This is a genomic window from Nocardia sp. SYP-A9097 (assembly GCF_009649815.1).
GTDB lineage: Bacteria > Actinomycetota > Actinomycetes > Mycobacteriales > Mycobacteriaceae > Nocardia.
Window position 1 is genome coordinate 215,009 of sequence record NZ_WJIC01000001.1, and the last position, 13,730, is coordinate 228,738.

Consider the following 13,730-nt stretch of genomic DNA (forward strand, 5'->3'; position numbering starts at 1 on the left):
CCCGGCGCGAACCGATCACGAATCGAGAAGCGCCGGGCCTTTCTCGTCCCATAACGTTGTTCACATGAACATCACCGCAGCTCAGACCGCCATCCCCGCCGTCACCATGGAGGCCACCGATGCCGCCGCGACCGAGGCGTTCTACGCCGCGGCGTTCGGCCTCGGCGACAAATTGCGGGTCCGCGCCTCGCAGGCCCCCACCTCCGGCTTCCGCGGCTTCGTCCTCTCACTGGTGGTTTCCCAGCCGAGCACCGTGGACAGCCTCATCGGTACCGCCCTCGAGGCGGGCGCGACCGTGGTGAAGCCCGCCAAGAAGAGCTTCTGGGGTTACGGCGGCGTCTTCCAGGCCCCGGACGGCGTGCTCTGGAAGATCGCCACCTCCAACAAGAAGGACATCGGCCCCCACACCCGCGAGATCGACGACATCGTCATCCTGCTCGGCGTCGACAATGTGAAGGCCACCAAGCAGTTCTACATCGACAACGGCCTCACCGTAGCCAAGAGCTTCGGCAGCAAATACGTCGAATTCGAGGCCCCCGCCGGCTCGATCAAACTGGCCCTCTACGGCCGCAAAGCCGCCGCCAAGGACGCGGGCGTAGACCCCGAAGGCACCGGCTCCCACCGCTTCGCCATCAACACCACCGGTGCCCCGTACACCGACCCCGACGGCTTCGCCTGGGAGACCGCCGGAGCCTGACCCGACATGCGGACCAAAGAAGAAGCCCCTCACCTGAATTCAGGTGAGGGGCTTTCTCAGCGGTGGCGGAGGGATTTGAACCCTCGGAGGGGGGTTACCCCTCACACGCTTTCGAGGCGTGCTCCTTAGGCCGCTCGGACACGCCACCGCCGGTGACTTTACCGGACTGTGGGCCCAATACTGAAATCGGCTGGGAAGGGGGTTAGGGGCGTTGGAATTTGAAGAAATCGTCCAGTAGGGCGGCGCAGTCGGGTTCGAGGATGCCGCCTCGGACTTGGGGGCGGTGGTTGAGACGTCGGTCACGGACTACGTCCCAGAGTGAGCCGACCGCACCGGTTTTCGGTTCCCAGGCGCCGAAGAGGAGTTTGCCTACTCGGGATAGGACGAGGGCGCCCGCGCACATGGTGCAGGGTTCGAGGGTTACCGCCAGGGTCGCGCCCTCTAGACGCCAGCCGTCGCCGTGCACCTTCGCCGCTGCGCGCAGGGCTAGGACCTCGGCGTGTGCGGTTGGGTCGCCCAGAGCTTCACGGGCGTTCGCGGCGCGGGCCAGTTCTCGGCCGGCGCTGTCGAAGACGACCGCGCCGACGGGTACGTCTCGGGGATCCGCGGCAGCCGCTGCCTCGATGGCCGCGCGGATCATCTCCTCGTCGGTCATGCGGTCAGCGTGGGAGTTTGTCCAGGACAGCGGAGAATTCGTTGGCGAAGCCGAGGCGCTGGGCAACCATGCCGAGCTGTTCGTCGGGGTAGAGATCGGTTTCGGCGAGGATGACGCTCAGGACCGGTTCGGGCAGGCCGAGGTCGGAGAGGACGCCGAGGTCGCCCTCCTCCCAGGGCTCGACATCGTCGAGTTCGTCCGGATCGATATCCGGAATCTCGATATTCAACTCCTCCAGTACATCTGCGGCGATGTCGTAGTCGATGGCCGCGGTCGCATCCGAGAGCAGGATTCTGCTGCCGGTCGGGCCGGGACGGAGGATGATGAAGAACTCGTCGTCGATATCGATGAGGCCGAATACCGCGCCGGAGGCTCGCAGCTCACGCAATTCGGCCTCGGCCGCGGAAAGACTGGAGAGCGCAGCCGCACTCAGCGGCGTAACTTTCCAATCGGCTTCTTCGCGGACAACCGCCACTGCGAACCCTTCCACGTCGTCGTACTCGTCCGACGTCGCCCTGTTCGTGCTCGAGCGCTGTGCTGCCATGCGCGCAACGGTAGTCCGCTTCGGGGTAAATGTTGAAGTCGTATGCGAATCTGATCGCATGACGGGCCATCCGAAAGCAGCAGTCTGTGTCCTGGGTACCGGATTGATCGGCGGATCGGTGCTGCGCGCCGCAGCCGCGGCCGGATACGCGGCGTGGGGATTCAACCGGTCGGAGGCCGGGGCCGAGGCCGCCCGCGAAGACGATTTCGATGTGCGCAGCGATATCGAAGCGGTGCTGCGGCGCGCCGCGGACGAGGATGCCTTGATCGTTGTCGGCGTGCCGATGCCGGCCATCGACACGATTCTCTCGGATGTGAAATCGTTCGCGCCCGAATGCGTACTCACCGATGTGGTGAGTGTGAAGGCTCCGGTCGCCGCCGCCATGCACAGGCATGAGCTGGCCGGACGATATGTGGGCGGGCATCCGATGGCCGGGACCAGCGAATCGGGTTGGGCCGCATCCACTCCCGATCTGTTCCAGCGCGCCGCGTGGGCGGTGAGCGTGGACCCGGGCACACACAAGGTCGCCTGGGAACGAGTGGCGCGGCTCGCGCTGGACTGTGGATCCGTGGTGGTGCCGGTGCTGAGCGCGGAACACGATCGAGCGGTGGCGCGGATTTCACATCTGCCGCATGTGCTCGCCGAGGCGCTCGCGATCCAGGGCACCAATGGTGGAGCGCTGGCTCTGGGATTGGCGGCCGGGTCGTTCCGCGACGGCACCCGGGTCGCGGCGACCGCGCCGGATCTGGTGCGCGCCATCTGCGATCCCAATGCGGCGGCGCTGCTGGAGGTGCTGCAGGACACGCTGCGGGTGCTCGAAGGTGCGCGGGACAGTCTGCGGGACAACGGGACCATCGGGCAGCTCGCCGATGCCGGGCATGACGGGCGCGTCGACTTCGATGACAACCAGCGCTGGGCGATCACCGATGTGCGGCCGGGAGACCAGGATTGGGCCGAGCGGCTCGCCGACGCGGGGCGGCGCGGCGGGGTGATCGAGTCGCTCTGAGCCGAGCGTGGATCCCGGCCAACAGCATGCCGGGATGACGGGGGACGCCCGGTGAGCGGAGCTCAGATGCGTTCGGCCAGGCCTGGATAGTCCAGGAGGAAGCCGTCGGCGTCGACGGTGACCGTTGCGCTGGAGACGGGTGACAGGACGTGGATGCCGTCGGCTCCGCTGCTGTAGGTGAGGCTGGCCTCCTGGACGAGCAGGTCGGGGAGGCGGACGTAGACGACCGGGACCTGGACGTCCTCGCTGGCGTGCGCCAGGCCGTAGCGGCGGATCGGCAGGGTGTTGAAGAACGGGCTCAGGACCACGTCGACATCGAGTGCGCCGCCGAAGGTGGAGCGCACATGTGTGCCACCGGCGTCGATGAGCCAGTAGTTCTCCTCGTCGCGGGCGATCGAGGCATGACGTTCACCGGTGGCCAGGGTGCTGCGCAGGGAGAGTCGGCGGGTCACGCCGTTCTCGTCGGTGACCAGGTCATACGACGCACTGAAGGCCGGATGATCCTCGCACTCCCCCGCGATGATGCGGCCGGCGGCGCGAATCCGGTTGCCGCTGAGCACAACCCGCACCGATTCCATTCGCGACGCGTTATGCGCACGCCAGGTCAATATCGACGGCCACTTCGCCACCGCCGGTTTCGAATCCTCGCTCCCGCTCTCCGTCACGCCTACAACCGTACGTGCTGTGTTTATTTTGCCTTCGCTTCGCTCCGGCGGTTCGCGGCCCCTGGAGCCCCGTTTCTTCCCTCCCTCCGCTCAGTCCAGAAACGGGGCGGGCCGCGAACTTGGGGTTTATGTATTTGGGTGTGTTGCGGCTTGGCGGAGACATACGGGCTGGCGTTCGGCGTGGGGGGTCGGCGATCAGGGGCAGACCGCCCGGTATGCCTGGTGTTGCTGGGCGGCGGGTCATCGGGACTCGAGTAACGTAGTCGCGGGCATTGAGGTACTCGGGGCTGAAAGGTAACTGTGGCTGGCGCGCGGATGGTCGGGCTGTTCGCCGGGATCGGCGGGCTGGAGCTCGGGCTGGCCGCGCACGGGTGGCGCAGCGAATTGCTGTGTGAGATCGACACCGGCGCGCAGGCGGTGCTGGGGGCGCGGTTTCCCGAGGTGGAGTTGCATTCGGATGTGACCAAGCTCAGGGCGTTGCCCGCGGGGATCGATCTGGTGGCGGCCGGGTTTCCCTGCCAGGACCTGTCGCAGGCCGGGCGGACGGCCGGAATCACCGGGGCGCGTTCGGGATTGGTGGACGAGGTGTTCCGCCTGGTGAAGCGCAAGCGCGGACCGCGCTGGCTGCTCATCGAGAATGTGCCGTTCATGCTGCAACTCGGCGGCGGGGCGGCCATGCGGCACATTACGAGCGCGCTCGAGGAGCTCGGCTACACCTGGGCGTATCGGGTGGTCGATGCCCGCGCCTTCGGTCTGCCGCAGCGCCGGCAGCGGGTGCTGATGCTGGCCTCGCGCACCGAGGATCCGAGACCGGTGTTGTTCGGAACCGATGCGGGGGCGCAGACCGTCGGCGATCCGGCGCACGATCCGTGCGGGTTCTATTGGACCGAGGGCACTCGCGGACTCGGCTGGGCGGTGAACGCGGTGCCGACGCTCAAGGGTGGTTCGGGGCTGGGGATCGCGAGTCCGCCGGCGGTTCGACTGCCCTCGGGTGAGCTGGTCACCCCGGGTATCACCGACTGTGAACGGCTGCAGGGCTTCGATCGGGATTGGACCACACCGGCTCTGGATGTACCGGGCGTGCGGCGCGGGCATCGCTGGAAGCTGGTCGGCAATGCGGTGAGCGTGCGCATGGCGTCCTGGATCGCCGGGCGTCTCGCCGATCCCGCCCATGACGAATTTCCGGAGGGCGAGCCGCACACCCGCCGCGCCTGGCCGTCCGCCGCATGGGGCCGCGATGGGGTGGTGCATCGAGTTCCGGTGTCCACCTGGCCCGTTCACGCGCCGTACGAGGATCTGCGCTGGTTCCTCGATGATGTGAATCTTTTGTCGGCCCGGGCCACGGCCGGTTTCCTGCGCCGCACCACGATGGGCACCCTGAGATTTCCCCCTGGATTCATCGAGGATGTGGAGAACCACCTCGACCGAATGGGAGGATTTCCGCGCGAGGCCGCCTGAGCACATCGGAGCGACCCGACCCGTATTCCAGGAGCCGCCCATGCCGCACCGCAGCCGCCGGAACCTCCGGTGAGCGTGCCGCACCCGACCACCGATGCGGCGACGAGTGCGCGCATGTCCAGGCAGCGGCGAGCCGATACCGCACCGGAATTGGCGTTGCGGCGGGAATTGCATCGGCGGGGTGCGCGGTTCTTCGTGGACAGGGCTCCGTTGCCGAAGATGCGGCGGCGAGCCGACATCGTGTTCCCGCGGCGGAAGGTGGCGGTCTTCGTGGATGGGTGTTTCTGGCACTCCTGCCCCGAACACGCCACGTCGCCGAAGAACAATGCCGAGTTCTGGGCCGAGAAGCTGGCCGGGAATGTGGTGCGGGATCGCGATACCGATGCGCGATTGACGGCGGCGGGTTGGACCGTGGTGCGGGTATGGGAACACGAGGCCGCGGAATCGGCGGCCGACCTGGTGTTTTCGGCCTTGACCAGCGAGGTGTGAGGGGTTGGTGGCGTCGATGGGCGACAATGGACCTACCACCGGACCGTCCGACCGGTACGGCTGCGAGAGCGAGCGAGGCCAGGGAAAGCGAGTACCGCGATGATGCCCACCGAGCAGAAACAGGCAGAGGCAGCTCCCAGCGCTTCGCCACCTACGCCACGCTGGCGACGGGTACTGCGCTGGTGCATCGCGATCCTGATAGCGGTCGCCGGAATCGGCTACTCGTCCTGGGTGCTCGAGTTCCTACTACCCATCCCCAGCGATCCGACGAACACCTTCCTGAGCCAGTTGGCCGAGAAGGGTGCGCCGTTCCGCTGGGTCTTCACCACCGGTGACACCGTCTCGGGCGCCATGCTCGCGGCGGCCGGTATCGGTGGGCTGCTGTTGTTCTCGCGCCGCCGCTACTCCACCATCGGCTGGATCGCGCTCACCTGCTTCGGGCTCTCCACCATCGCCGATGCGCAGTGGCCGATCGATCCGACTGTGACGCACACGTATTCGGAGACCGGGCTGTTCCCGCAGCTGCATCAGATTCACGCGCTCACCAGTTCGCTGGCGGTGTTCTCGATCTACATCGCGATGATCGCGTTCAGTGTGGCGGCGTTCAAATACCGGCGCTGGCCGATTCTGCGGCATACCGGCCTGTGGATTCTCATTGTCGGTTCGGCGGTGACAGCGTGGATGCTGATCGCCGACAATCTGCCCGGCAATTACGGTCTGGGCATCGCACAGCGCATCCAGGTGGGCGCGATGTCGCTCTGGTTGATCGCGCTCGCGGTGCAAATCGTTGTCGCCGAACGGGATTCCGACCGCAACGCTGGGTAGGGTCGAAAATGTGACCAGCGACGCACCGGAACTCACCGAGATAGCCACGCAGCTCGATACGGTCGCCGCCGCGACCACCCGCCTGCTCGATGCCGTCTCCGGCCTCACCGACGCCGATCTGGTGGAGCCGTCCCTGCTACCCGGCTGGACCCGCGGGCATGTGCTGGCGCATGCCGCCCGCAATGCCGACAGCCTGGTGAATCTGCTGCTGTGGGCGCGCACCGGCGTCGAAACGCCGCAGTACGCAAGCACTTTCCTGCGTGAGGCGGATATCGAGGCGGGTGCACTGCGCCCACAGCGCGACCAATTCGAGGACCTCTCGGCCGCCTCCGAGCGCTGGCTGGCGCTGGCGCGGGTGATGCCCACCGAATGCTGGCAAGCCACCGTGCGTAACCGTCAGGGCGGTGAAATGCCCGCCGCCCGGGTGCTGTGGATGCGCCTGCTGGAGGTGGAGATTCACCACGTGGATCTGAATATCGGCTACACACAGCAGGATTGGCCCGCCGCGTTCGTGGCCCGGCTGCTCCCCCAGGCTGTCGCCGACCTGTCCGCCAAGGACGGCCCCGGCTTCTCCGTCACCGCGACCGACACCGGCTACACCGGTACGGTCGGCACGCCTGAGACGGAGATCACCGGACCGGCGGCCGTTCTCGCCGCCTGGTTGATCGGCCGCTACCCCGGCGACGGCCTCACCGGCGAGCTGCCGAACCTGGCCGCCTGGAAGTAGATTCGGCTCCCGCCGCGAATCGGGTCCGGAAACGAAGGAAGTCCCGCACCATTGGTGCGGGACTTCCTGTTGTGCGCCCGAAGGGATTCGAACCCCTAACCTTCTGATCCGTAGTCAGATGCTCTATCCGTTGAGCTACGGGCGCAGGATTATTCATTTATATATTTGTAGCAGCCCGGCGAACCGGGCTTGGCGGAGGCGAGAGGATTTGAACCTCCGGTCCCCGTGAAGGGACAACTCATTAGCAGTGAGTCCCATTCGGCCGCTCTGGCACGCCTCCTGGAGCCTTCTCTTACGAGGGCGCCGGTCCTTTCGAACCGCCGGGACGAAAGATTACACAGCAGCCGACCAATAGGCAAAACGGGTGGTCAGCGGCCCGAGTCCGGCCATCGGCGGTGGTGTTTTCACCGCAGGTTACTGTCGAACCATTCGAAGATGCGGGTCTGGGCGTCGAGGGTGGCGTCGTCGAGTTCGGCCGGATCGAAGCCGGGGCGATCGGGGCGGTGCCCAAGGCCGGGATAGGTGACCACGAGCGTGGCGACTACCGCGCGGGCGGCGGCATCGCGCAACCGGTCGATCTGATCGGGTGGGGTGCGCGGATCGTCCGCGCCGAACAGGCCCAGCCAAGGCGAGAGCAGTTGCGGCACGGCCGCGATGAGCGCGAGCGCGTCCGGGCCGAGCGGGATTTCGATACCGGGGGCGGCGACGCTGATCGCCGCGCCGATGCGCCGATTGGTGGCGACCAGGGCCGCGGCCGTGCCCGCCGAATCGAAGCCGAGCACACCGATGCAGTCCTGGAAGACGCCGTGGCCGGTGAGCCAGTCGAAGCAGGCGTCGAAGTCCTCCACCAGGTCCGCGCCGAAAACCTGATCGGAGACCACACCATTCGCGCGATGGAAGAGGTCGGGTGCGACGACCGTCCAGCCGTCATCGGCCAGCGATCGCATGAGATCCAGCAATGGATCGGTGAATTCGCGCGATTCGTGTAGCACCACGATGCCGCCTCGTGCATGACCATCCGGTTCGATCACAGTGAGAGGAACCCTCGTCGTCTCATGCACAGGCGCTAGATCTCGGAAAATGCCCGCCATGCAGTCAGAGTAGTTGTGCAAGGTAACTTCGCGATTAATGTTTTCCGGGCACCGATATGCAGAACATTTTCCGGTACAAATGCGCTTACAGCTGGCGCACTACCGGATTCGCCACCTTCGAGCATCCCGGGTGAGACCGGTGCGCGGGGCCTTCGACCCCGGGACATAGGCTGGGTGGGTGAGCGCGCACATTCGTCCGGATCTCGATGCCATCCCGGCGTACGTCGCCGGCCGCAGCCACCCCGATCTGGTGAAGCTGGCCAGCAACGAGACCACCTTTCCGCCCCTGCCCTCGGTGGCCAAGGCGATCGCCGAGGCCGCGGAGCTGGTGAACCGGTATCCGGACAATGCCGCGATCGAATTGCGTACGGCCATAGCCGAATTCCACGGGGTAGCGGTCGAGAACGTGGCGGCCGGCTGCGGCAGTGTGGCGCTGTGCCAGGAGCTGGTGCAGATCACCTGCCTCGCACCCACCGATGAGGTGGTGTTCGCGTGGCGCTCGTTCGAGGCGTACCCGATCGTCACCCAGGTGGCGGGGGCGCAGGCGATCCACGTGCCGCTCGATCATGACTTCGCGCACGATCTGGATGCCATCGCGGCGGCCATCACGCCGAATACGCGGGTGGTTTTCGTCTGCAATCCGAACAATCCGACCGGTACGGCGCATGGCACCGCGGAACTGGTCCGATTCGTGGATTCGGTGCCCGCCCATGTGCTGGTGGTGCTGGACGAGGCGTACTACGAATACCTGCGACTCGAAGACCAGCCGAACGGTGTGGAGATCGGCCGCACCCGGCCGAATGTGCTTGTGCTGCGCACCTTCTCGAAGGCTTACGGGCTGGCCGGACTGCGCGTCGGGTACGCCATCGGCGCTCCCGACGTCGTCACCGCGCTCATGAAGGTGCATATCCCGTTCAGCGTGAACCGGGTTGCGCAGGCGGCGGCCATCGCCTCGCTGGAGGCCCGGCACGAACTGCTGGAGCGCACCGATGCCGTTGTGGCCGAACGCAATCGCATGCGCGACGCCCTGGCGGCGGCGGGCTACCGGGTCGCCGACAGTCACGCGAACTTCCTGTGGCTGCCGCTCGGCGATCACAGCGCCGAATACGGTGCCGCCAGCGCCGAGGCCGGAGTTCTGGTGCGGCCCTACGGAAATGACGGCGTACGCATCACCGCGGGCGACCCGCACGAGAACGATCTGTTCCTGAGCTTCGCGACAGACCCCGCGGTAGTCAGCCGCTTCCTGGGCTGACCGACCGCCATCCCGGCGTACCCCGTCATCCCGGCGAGGGTCGTGCCGTATTCTGTTGGGGCTCAGCCGATTCCGAGGCCCGCGGAGATGGTCGGCCAGGAGTGGGGCAGTTCATCGGCCCAGTAGGGCCAGGAGTGGGTGCCGGTGAGGCGGCGGTCGACCATGGCGGGGATGCCGAGTTGGGTGAGGCGGTCGGCGAGTTGGCGGGTGCACATGTCGGCGCCGGCTTCGAGTGGGCCGCCGAACATGATCGCATCGGGATTCGTCGGGCCGTCGTATTCGCCGGGGATACCGCTGCCCGAGGAGAGGTAGATGGTCTTGCCGCGCAAGGCTTCCGCCTGGTTGACCACATCGTGTTCGGCCCACCGTGGATCGCCCGATGGGCCGAACATATTGTCCGGGTCGCCGCCGAAGGTGCCGATCACCGCGCGTGCTTGGGCTTGACCGAACTCCGAACTCATTGCGTAGCAGCCGCTGTGGGCTCCCACTGCCCGGTAGAGCTCCGGATGGCGGGCGGCCAGCATCATGGCTGCCTCGGCCCCCATTGAGACGCCGGTGAGGCCGTTGACGCCGTTTCCGCCGAAGCCGGCGTCGAGCAGGGGCGGCAGTTCGCGGGTGAGGAACGTTTCCCAGCGGTTGGTGCCGAGTTTCGGATCGGCGTGCTGCCAGTCGGTGTAGTAGCTGGCGGGCCCGCCGAGGGTGAAGACCACATTCACGTTCTTGTCGGCGAAGAAGCGCAGTGCCCCGCCTTTGGCGGCCCAGTTGTTGGCGTCGGGGGCGGCGCTGCGACCGTCCAGCATGTAGAGCGTGGGCCGGGGTGTCTCGCGGACGGCGGGCAGCAGTATCTGTACGTCGACGGTGCGGTCCATGGCGGGTGAGGCGACCGAGACCTGCAGTAGCCGGTCGTTCAGATTCTCGATGTGCGCGATGGCGGCGAGGGTGGGGTGCACCGCGTCGACCGCAGGCGCGGACTCCTCATTGGAGCCCGATTCCACGGGCGGTTCCGCGAGCGATTGGGACGGACTCAGGAGCACCGCACCCGCGAGCAGTGCGGCGCTGGCGAAGGCGCCGGCAAGGCGACGCCGTGCTGAACGGCGGCGATCCACCTCGCCAATGCTGCCAGAGTTCAGTCCGAGGCGAGATCACGCTCCCAGCGAGTCTCCATATCGGCGAGCCGCCACACGCCGATGGCCACCGCCCAGGTCAGTACGAACAGTCCGACGATCACGAAGCCGAGATCGCCGAGGTCGAGATTGCCGATCCAGGCGACGAATCCCGTTGTGATATCCAGTCGTTGGACGAAAATGGAGACGATCTCCTGTACGCCGATCAGCAGTGCGACCGCCACCGACAATCCGGTGATCACCAGGTTGTAGTAGATCTTGCGCACCGGTCGCGCGAACGCCCAGTCGTAGGCGTAGCTCATGAAAGAACCGTCCAGCGAGTCGAAGAGCGTCATGCCGGCCGAGAACAGCAGCGGCAGAACGAGAATCGTGTACCAGGGCAGTCCGGTGGCGGCCGCGCCGCCCGCGATCACCAGCAGCCCGACCTCGGTGACGGTGTCGAAGCCGAGCCCGAACAGCAGGCCGACCGGATACATCTGCCACGGTTTGCGCACCATCCGCACCACCGGTCCGAGGATGCGGTTGAGCGCACCGCGATGCTCGAGTTCGTGCTCCAGCCGCGCCTCGTCGAAGTCGCCGCCGCGCATGCGCCGGTACACCTTCCAGATCCCGATCAGCGACGCCAGATTCAGCAGGCCGATGGCGATGAGGAAGGTGCCGGAGATGCTGGTGCCCCACAGGCCCGTCAACCTGTGCAGCGCCGAGCCTTCGTCCTCGAGTGGTCCGGCGAGCGCGCGCATGCCCAGCGCCAGCAGCGTCACCATGAGGAAGACAATGCTGGAATGGCCTAGGGCGAACCAGAATCCGACGGTGTGCGTCCGGGCGCGCCCGTTCTCGGCGACGAGTTTGCGCGTGGTGTTGTCGATGGCGGCGATATGGTCGGCGTCGAAGGCATGCCGCATGCCGAGCGTGTAGGCGGTGACGCCGAGGCCGGTACCGAAGACCGCGCCCTGCACCATGTGATGGCCCGGCACCACGAACAGCAGCAGGGTGCCCCAGCCCAGAACGTGCAGTGCGAGGACCGTGATTCCCATTCCGATCCAACCGCGCACGGACCACCCTCATCGCTACAGCTGTGTCGACGCGAGGTGGGCATGGGCTCGAAAGCCCATGCCCACCTGCGTATTTCCAGCGGAAGCGGAGGGATTTGAACCCCCGGTCGCTCTCACGACGCTCGCTTTCAAGGCGAGTGCATTCGGCCGCTCTGCCACGCTTCCAGCCCGATGATGTTAGCAGTGTCTAATTGCCCTCCGCTTCGCTCCGGGCGGGTGCTGTGCCTAATTTGCCCTCCGCTTCGCTGCGGGCGGGTGCTGTGTTAATTTGCCCTTCGCTTCGCTGCGGGCGGGTTCGCGGCCCTGGGAGTCCGGAACCTTCCCTCCCTCCGCTCCTCCGCTTCGCTCCCCCGCTCCACTCAGTCCAGAACCCGGACGGGCCGCGAACCTTGCGGCGGTGTGACCCGTGGATCAGTCCGTGCGGTGGTCTCCGGCCAGGTTGATCAACTCCATCGCGGTGGCCAAGTCGGTGAGTTGGGCCGGGGTGAGCAGGTCGATGAAGTAGCGGCGGACGGCGGCTACGTGGCCGGGGGCGGCCAGGCGCAGGCGGTGCATGCCCTCATCGGTGAGCTGGGCCAGGACGCCGCGGCCGTCGTCCTCGCAGGCGGCGCGGCGCACCATGCGCTGCCCCTCGAGGCGGCGGATCTGATGGGTGAGGCGACTGCGCGAGGAGAGCACGCCGTCGGCGAGGTCGCTCATCCGCAGTGAGCGGCCCGGTGCCTCGGACAGTTTCACCAGAATCCGGTAATCGGCGAAGGAGAGTGCGCTGTCCTGTTGCAACTGCCGATTGAGGTCGGCCATGAGCCGCTGGCCGCCATCCATGTAGGCCCGCCAGGCACGCTGCTGTTCCGGGGTGAGCCACTGTGTCATTTGCCCTCCGCGTTATTTGCCCTCCGCTGCGCCCCGGGCCCGGTTGGGGTCAGCGGAAGGAACTGATCATGGTGCGGCTCAGGTCATTCAGGCTGGTGCAGCCCGAAAGGCCCATGGCCGCATCGAAATCCGCGAGCAGGGTGCGTAGCGCGTGCCGGACGCCGTCGCGGCCCGCGATGCCCAGGCCGTAGGCCCAGGGGCGGCCGTAGAGCACGGCTTTCGCGCCGAGTGAGAGCGCGATCATGACGTCCGCGCCGGTGCGGATACCGGAGTCGAAGAGTACGTCGGCGCGGTCGCCGACGGTCGCGACAATGGTGGGCAGGGCGTCGAGTGCGGCGATGGCGCCGTCCACCTGGCGGCCGCCGTGATTGCTGACTATGACCGCGTCCGCGCCCGCGTCCACGCATTGGCGGGCGTCATCGGGGTGTACGACGCCCTTCACCGCGATGGGCAGGGTGGTCCAGTCGCGCAATTTGGTGATATCGGCGGGGCGCAGGCCGTGATTGCCGAACAGGCCGAGCCAGGTGAGGATGGCGGCACGCATGGCATCGTCGCTCTGCTCCGGCGGCACCGCGAGTTTGGCGCGGAAGACCGGATCGGAGAGGTAGTTGGCAATGCCCTTGCCCGCCAGGAACGGCAGATGCCCGAGCGCCAGATCGCGAGGCCGCCAGCCCAGGGCCGGGGTGTCCACGGTGACGACAATAGCTCTGGCTCCGGCCTTTTCGGCGCGTTCGACGAAGGAGCGGGCCAGCTCCGGGTCATTGGGCCAGTACAGCTGATACCACCAGTCCCCCGCGACCGCGCCCGCCTCCTCGATGGTGGAGGAGGACGCGGTGGAGAGCACCATGCCGATACCGAGTTCGCGGGTCACCTCGGCGACCACGGTCTCACCGCGCTCGTGCAGCAGGCCCAGCACACCGATGGGTGCGGTGAGAATCGGTGCGGCCAAATGGGTTCCGAGCACCTCGACCGAGAGGTCGCGAGCGCCGGGACCGCTGGTGCCACGCAGTACGCGCGGCATGAGCCGGTACTTCTCGAAGGCGTGCAAATTGTTCGCCGCGGTGCGCTCGGCGGAGGCGCTGCCCGCCACGTACGCGAAGGCCGCCGGTTCCAGTACTTCCCGGGCTCGGGCCTCGAGTCCGGCCGCCGTCATGGGTAGGGCGGGGACGATGCCGGCGAGTCCGGAGAGATAGATCTCGTTCTGGAAGTCGACGAAACTGCTCATTCGGCAAACGCTAGTACCAACACTCGTGGTACGGGGGGTGTCGGAAATTC

General features: G+C 66.8%; 15 protein-coding genes and 4 tRNA genes. 7 read left to right on the forward strand and 12 right to left on the reverse strand.

Annotation, left to right across the window (positions count from 1 at the left end):
- The first annotated feature begins 64 nt into the window (after positions 1–64).
- On the forward strand, positions 65–697 hold the full coding sequence (locus tag GFY24_RS01085; protein ID WP_153803061.1) for a glyoxalase: 633 nt from the start codon (positions 65–67) through the stop codon (positions 695–697).
- A gap of 60 nt (positions 698–757) precedes the next feature.
- Here GFY24_RS01085 and GFY24_RS01090 read toward each other — a convergent pair.
- The 3 genes from GFY24_RS01090 to GFY24_RS01100 all read right to left on the reverse strand — a co-directional run bounded on the left by GFY24_RS01090 (position 758) and on the right by GFY24_RS01100 (position 1,896).
- Positions 758–845: transfer RNA gene (locus GFY24_RS01090), tRNA-Ser, on the reverse strand.
- A 54-nt stretch (positions 846–899) separates the two neighbouring features.
- Positions 900–1,352 (reverse strand): nucleoside deaminase, encoded by a 453-nt coding sequence (locus tag GFY24_RS01095; protein ID WP_153803062.1) that lies wholly within the window; start codon positions 1,350–1,352, stop codon positions 900–902.
- 4 nt (positions 1,353–1,356) lie between these two features.
- Positions 1,357–1,896, reverse strand: coding sequence for a tRNA adenosine deaminase-associated protein (locus GFY24_RS01100; RefSeq protein WP_153803063.1), 540 nt, complete (start codon positions 1,894–1,896; stop codon positions 1,357–1,359).
- 58 nt (positions 1,897–1,954) lie between these two features.
- Here GFY24_RS01100 and GFY24_RS01105 point away from each other — a divergent pair, with 58 nt between their 5' ends.
- Positions 1,955–2,902 (forward strand): prephenate dehydrogenase, encoded by a 948-nt coding sequence (locus GFY24_RS01105; RefSeq protein ID WP_153803064.1) that lies wholly within the window; start codon positions 1,955–1,957, stop codon positions 2,900–2,902.
- Positions 2,903–2,964: 62 nt separating this feature from the next.
- On the opposite strand, the gene GFY24_RS01110 is transcribed toward GFY24_RS01105, so the two are convergent.
- Positions 2,965–3,567 (reverse strand): putative glycolipid-binding domain-containing protein, encoded by a 603-nt coding sequence (locus tag GFY24_RS01110; protein WP_309230271.1) that lies wholly within the window; start codon positions 3,565–3,567, stop codon positions 2,965–2,967.
- Between the two features lie 315 nt (positions 3,568–3,882).
- Here GFY24_RS01110 and GFY24_RS01115 point away from each other — a divergent pair, with 315 nt between their 5' ends.
- The 4 genes from GFY24_RS01115 to GFY24_RS01130 all read left to right on the forward strand — a co-directional run bounded on the left by GFY24_RS01115 (position 3,883) and on the right by GFY24_RS01130 (position 7,066).
- Entirely contained in the window at positions 3,883–5,025 is a 1,143-nt protein-coding gene (locus GFY24_RS01115; RefSeq protein ID WP_153803463.1) for a DNA cytosine methyltransferase, read from the forward strand.
- A gap of 75 nt (positions 5,026–5,100) precedes the next feature.
- Entirely contained in the window at positions 5,101–5,514 is a 414-nt protein-coding gene (locus GFY24_RS01120) for a very short patch repair endonuclease (RefSeq protein ID WP_309230409.1), read from the forward strand.
- Positions 5,515–5,613: 99 nt separating this feature from the next.
- Positions 5,614–6,339, forward strand: coding sequence for a DUF998 domain-containing protein (locus GFY24_RS01125; RefSeq protein WP_153803065.1), 726 nt, complete (start codon positions 5,614–5,616; stop codon positions 6,337–6,339).
- A gap of 10 nt (positions 6,340–6,349) precedes the next feature.
- Complete coding sequence (locus GFY24_RS01130; RefSeq protein ID WP_309230272.1) at positions 6,350–7,066, forward strand: maleylpyruvate isomerase family mycothiol-dependent enzyme; 717 nt, start codon at positions 6,350–6,352, stop codon at positions 7,064–7,066.
- A 72-nt stretch (positions 7,067–7,138) separates the two neighbouring features.
- Here the strand turns inward: GFY24_RS01130 and GFY24_RS01135 are convergent.
- From GFY24_RS01135 to GFY24_RS01145, 3 genes are all read right to left on the reverse strand, one after another.
- Positions 7,139–7,211: transfer RNA gene (locus GFY24_RS01135), tRNA-Arg, on the reverse strand.
- Positions 7,212–7,256: 45 nt separating this feature from the next.
- Positions 7,257–7,346, reverse strand: a tRNA-Ser gene (locus GFY24_RS01140).
- Between the two features lie 124 nt (positions 7,347–7,470).
- Entirely contained in the window at positions 7,471–8,157 is a 687-nt protein-coding gene (locus GFY24_RS01145) for a dienelactone hydrolase family protein (protein ID WP_153803066.1), read from the reverse strand.
- Between the two features lie 178 nt (positions 8,158–8,335).
- On the opposite strand from GFY24_RS01145, the gene hisC reads away from it, so the two are divergent.
- Positions 8,336–9,409 carry a histidinol-phosphate transaminase gene (gene hisC / locus GFY24_RS01150; RefSeq protein ID WP_309230273.1) on the forward strand — a complete coding sequence of 358 codons (1,074 nt, stop codon included), beginning with the start codon at positions 8,336–8,338 and terminating at the stop codon, positions 9,407–9,409.
- 62 nt (positions 9,410–9,471) lie between these two features.
- Here hisC and GFY24_RS01155 read toward each other — a convergent pair whose 3' ends face one another.
- The 5 genes from GFY24_RS01155 to GFY24_RS01175 all read right to left on the reverse strand — a co-directional run bounded on the left by GFY24_RS01155 (position 9,472) and on the right by GFY24_RS01175 (position 13,680).
- Positions 9,472–10,515, reverse strand: coding sequence for an alpha/beta hydrolase family protein (locus GFY24_RS01155; RefSeq protein WP_309230274.1), 1,044 nt, complete (start codon positions 10,513–10,515; stop codon positions 9,472–9,474).
- A gap of 20 nt (positions 10,516–10,535) precedes the next feature.
- Entirely contained in the window at positions 10,536–11,567 is a 1,032-nt protein-coding gene (locus tag GFY24_RS01160; RefSeq protein WP_153803067.1) for a HoxN/HupN/NixA family nickel/cobalt transporter, read from the reverse strand.
- A gap of 98 nt (positions 11,568–11,665) precedes the next feature.
- Positions 11,666–11,750 (reverse strand) — tRNA-Ser (locus GFY24_RS01165).
- A gap of 246 nt (positions 11,751–11,996) precedes the next feature.
- Positions 11,997–12,455 (reverse strand): MarR family winged helix-turn-helix transcriptional regulator, encoded by a 459-nt coding sequence (locus GFY24_RS01170; RefSeq protein ID WP_228565890.1) that lies wholly within the window; start codon positions 12,453–12,455, stop codon positions 11,997–11,999.
- Between the two features lie 49 nt (positions 12,456–12,504).
- The gene (locus GFY24_RS01175) at positions 12,505–13,680 is read right to left on the reverse strand and encodes an alpha-hydroxy-acid oxidizing protein (protein WP_153803068.1); all 1,176 of its coding nucleotides are present in this window, start codon (positions 13,678–13,680) and stop codon (positions 12,505–12,507) included.
- Positions 13,681–13,730 lie beyond the last annotated feature (50 nt).

Excerpts from the sequence above, each read along its gene's own strand:
- GFY24_RS01085 (WP_153803061.1), top strand. The coding sequence starts at position 65 with ATGAACATCACCGCAGCTCAGACCGCCATCCCCGCCGTCACCATGGAG.
- GFY24_RS01105 (WP_153803064.1), top strand. The coding sequence starts at position 1,955 with ATGACGGGCCATCCGAAAGCAGCAGTCTGTGTCCTGGGTACCGGATTG.
- GFY24_RS01125 (WP_153803065.1), top strand. The coding sequence starts at position 5,614 with ATGATGCCCACCGAGCAGAAACAGGCAGAGGCAGCTCCCAGCGCTTCG.
- GFY24_RS01175 (WP_153803068.1), bottom strand. The coding sequence starts at position 13,680 with ATGAGCAGTTTCGTCGACTTCCAGAACGAGATCTATCTCTCCGGACTC.
- GFY24_RS01160 (WP_153803067.1), bottom strand. The coding sequence starts at position 11,567 with ATGGGAATCACGGTCCTCGCACTGCACGTTCTGGGCTGGGGCACCCTG.
- GFY24_RS01170 (WP_228565890.1), bottom strand. The coding sequence starts at position 12,455 with ATGACACAGTGGCTCACCCCGGAACAGCAGCGTGCCTGGCGGGCCTAC.
- GFY24_RS01145 (WP_153803066.1), bottom strand. The coding sequence starts at position 8,157 with ATGGCGGGCATTTTCCGAGATCTAGCGCCTGTGCATGAGACGACGAGG.
- GFY24_RS01115 (WP_153803463.1), top strand. The coding sequence starts at position 3,883 with ATGGTCGGGCTGTTCGCCGGGATCGGCGGGCTGGAGCTCGGGCTGGCC.
- GFY24_RS01095 (WP_153803062.1), bottom strand. The coding sequence starts at position 1,352 with ATGACCGACGAGGAGATGATCCGCGCGGCCATCGAGGCAGCGGCTGCC.
- GFY24_RS01100 (WP_153803063.1), bottom strand. The coding sequence starts at position 1,896 with ATGGCAGCACAGCGCTCGAGCACGAACAGGGCGACGTCGGACGAGTAC.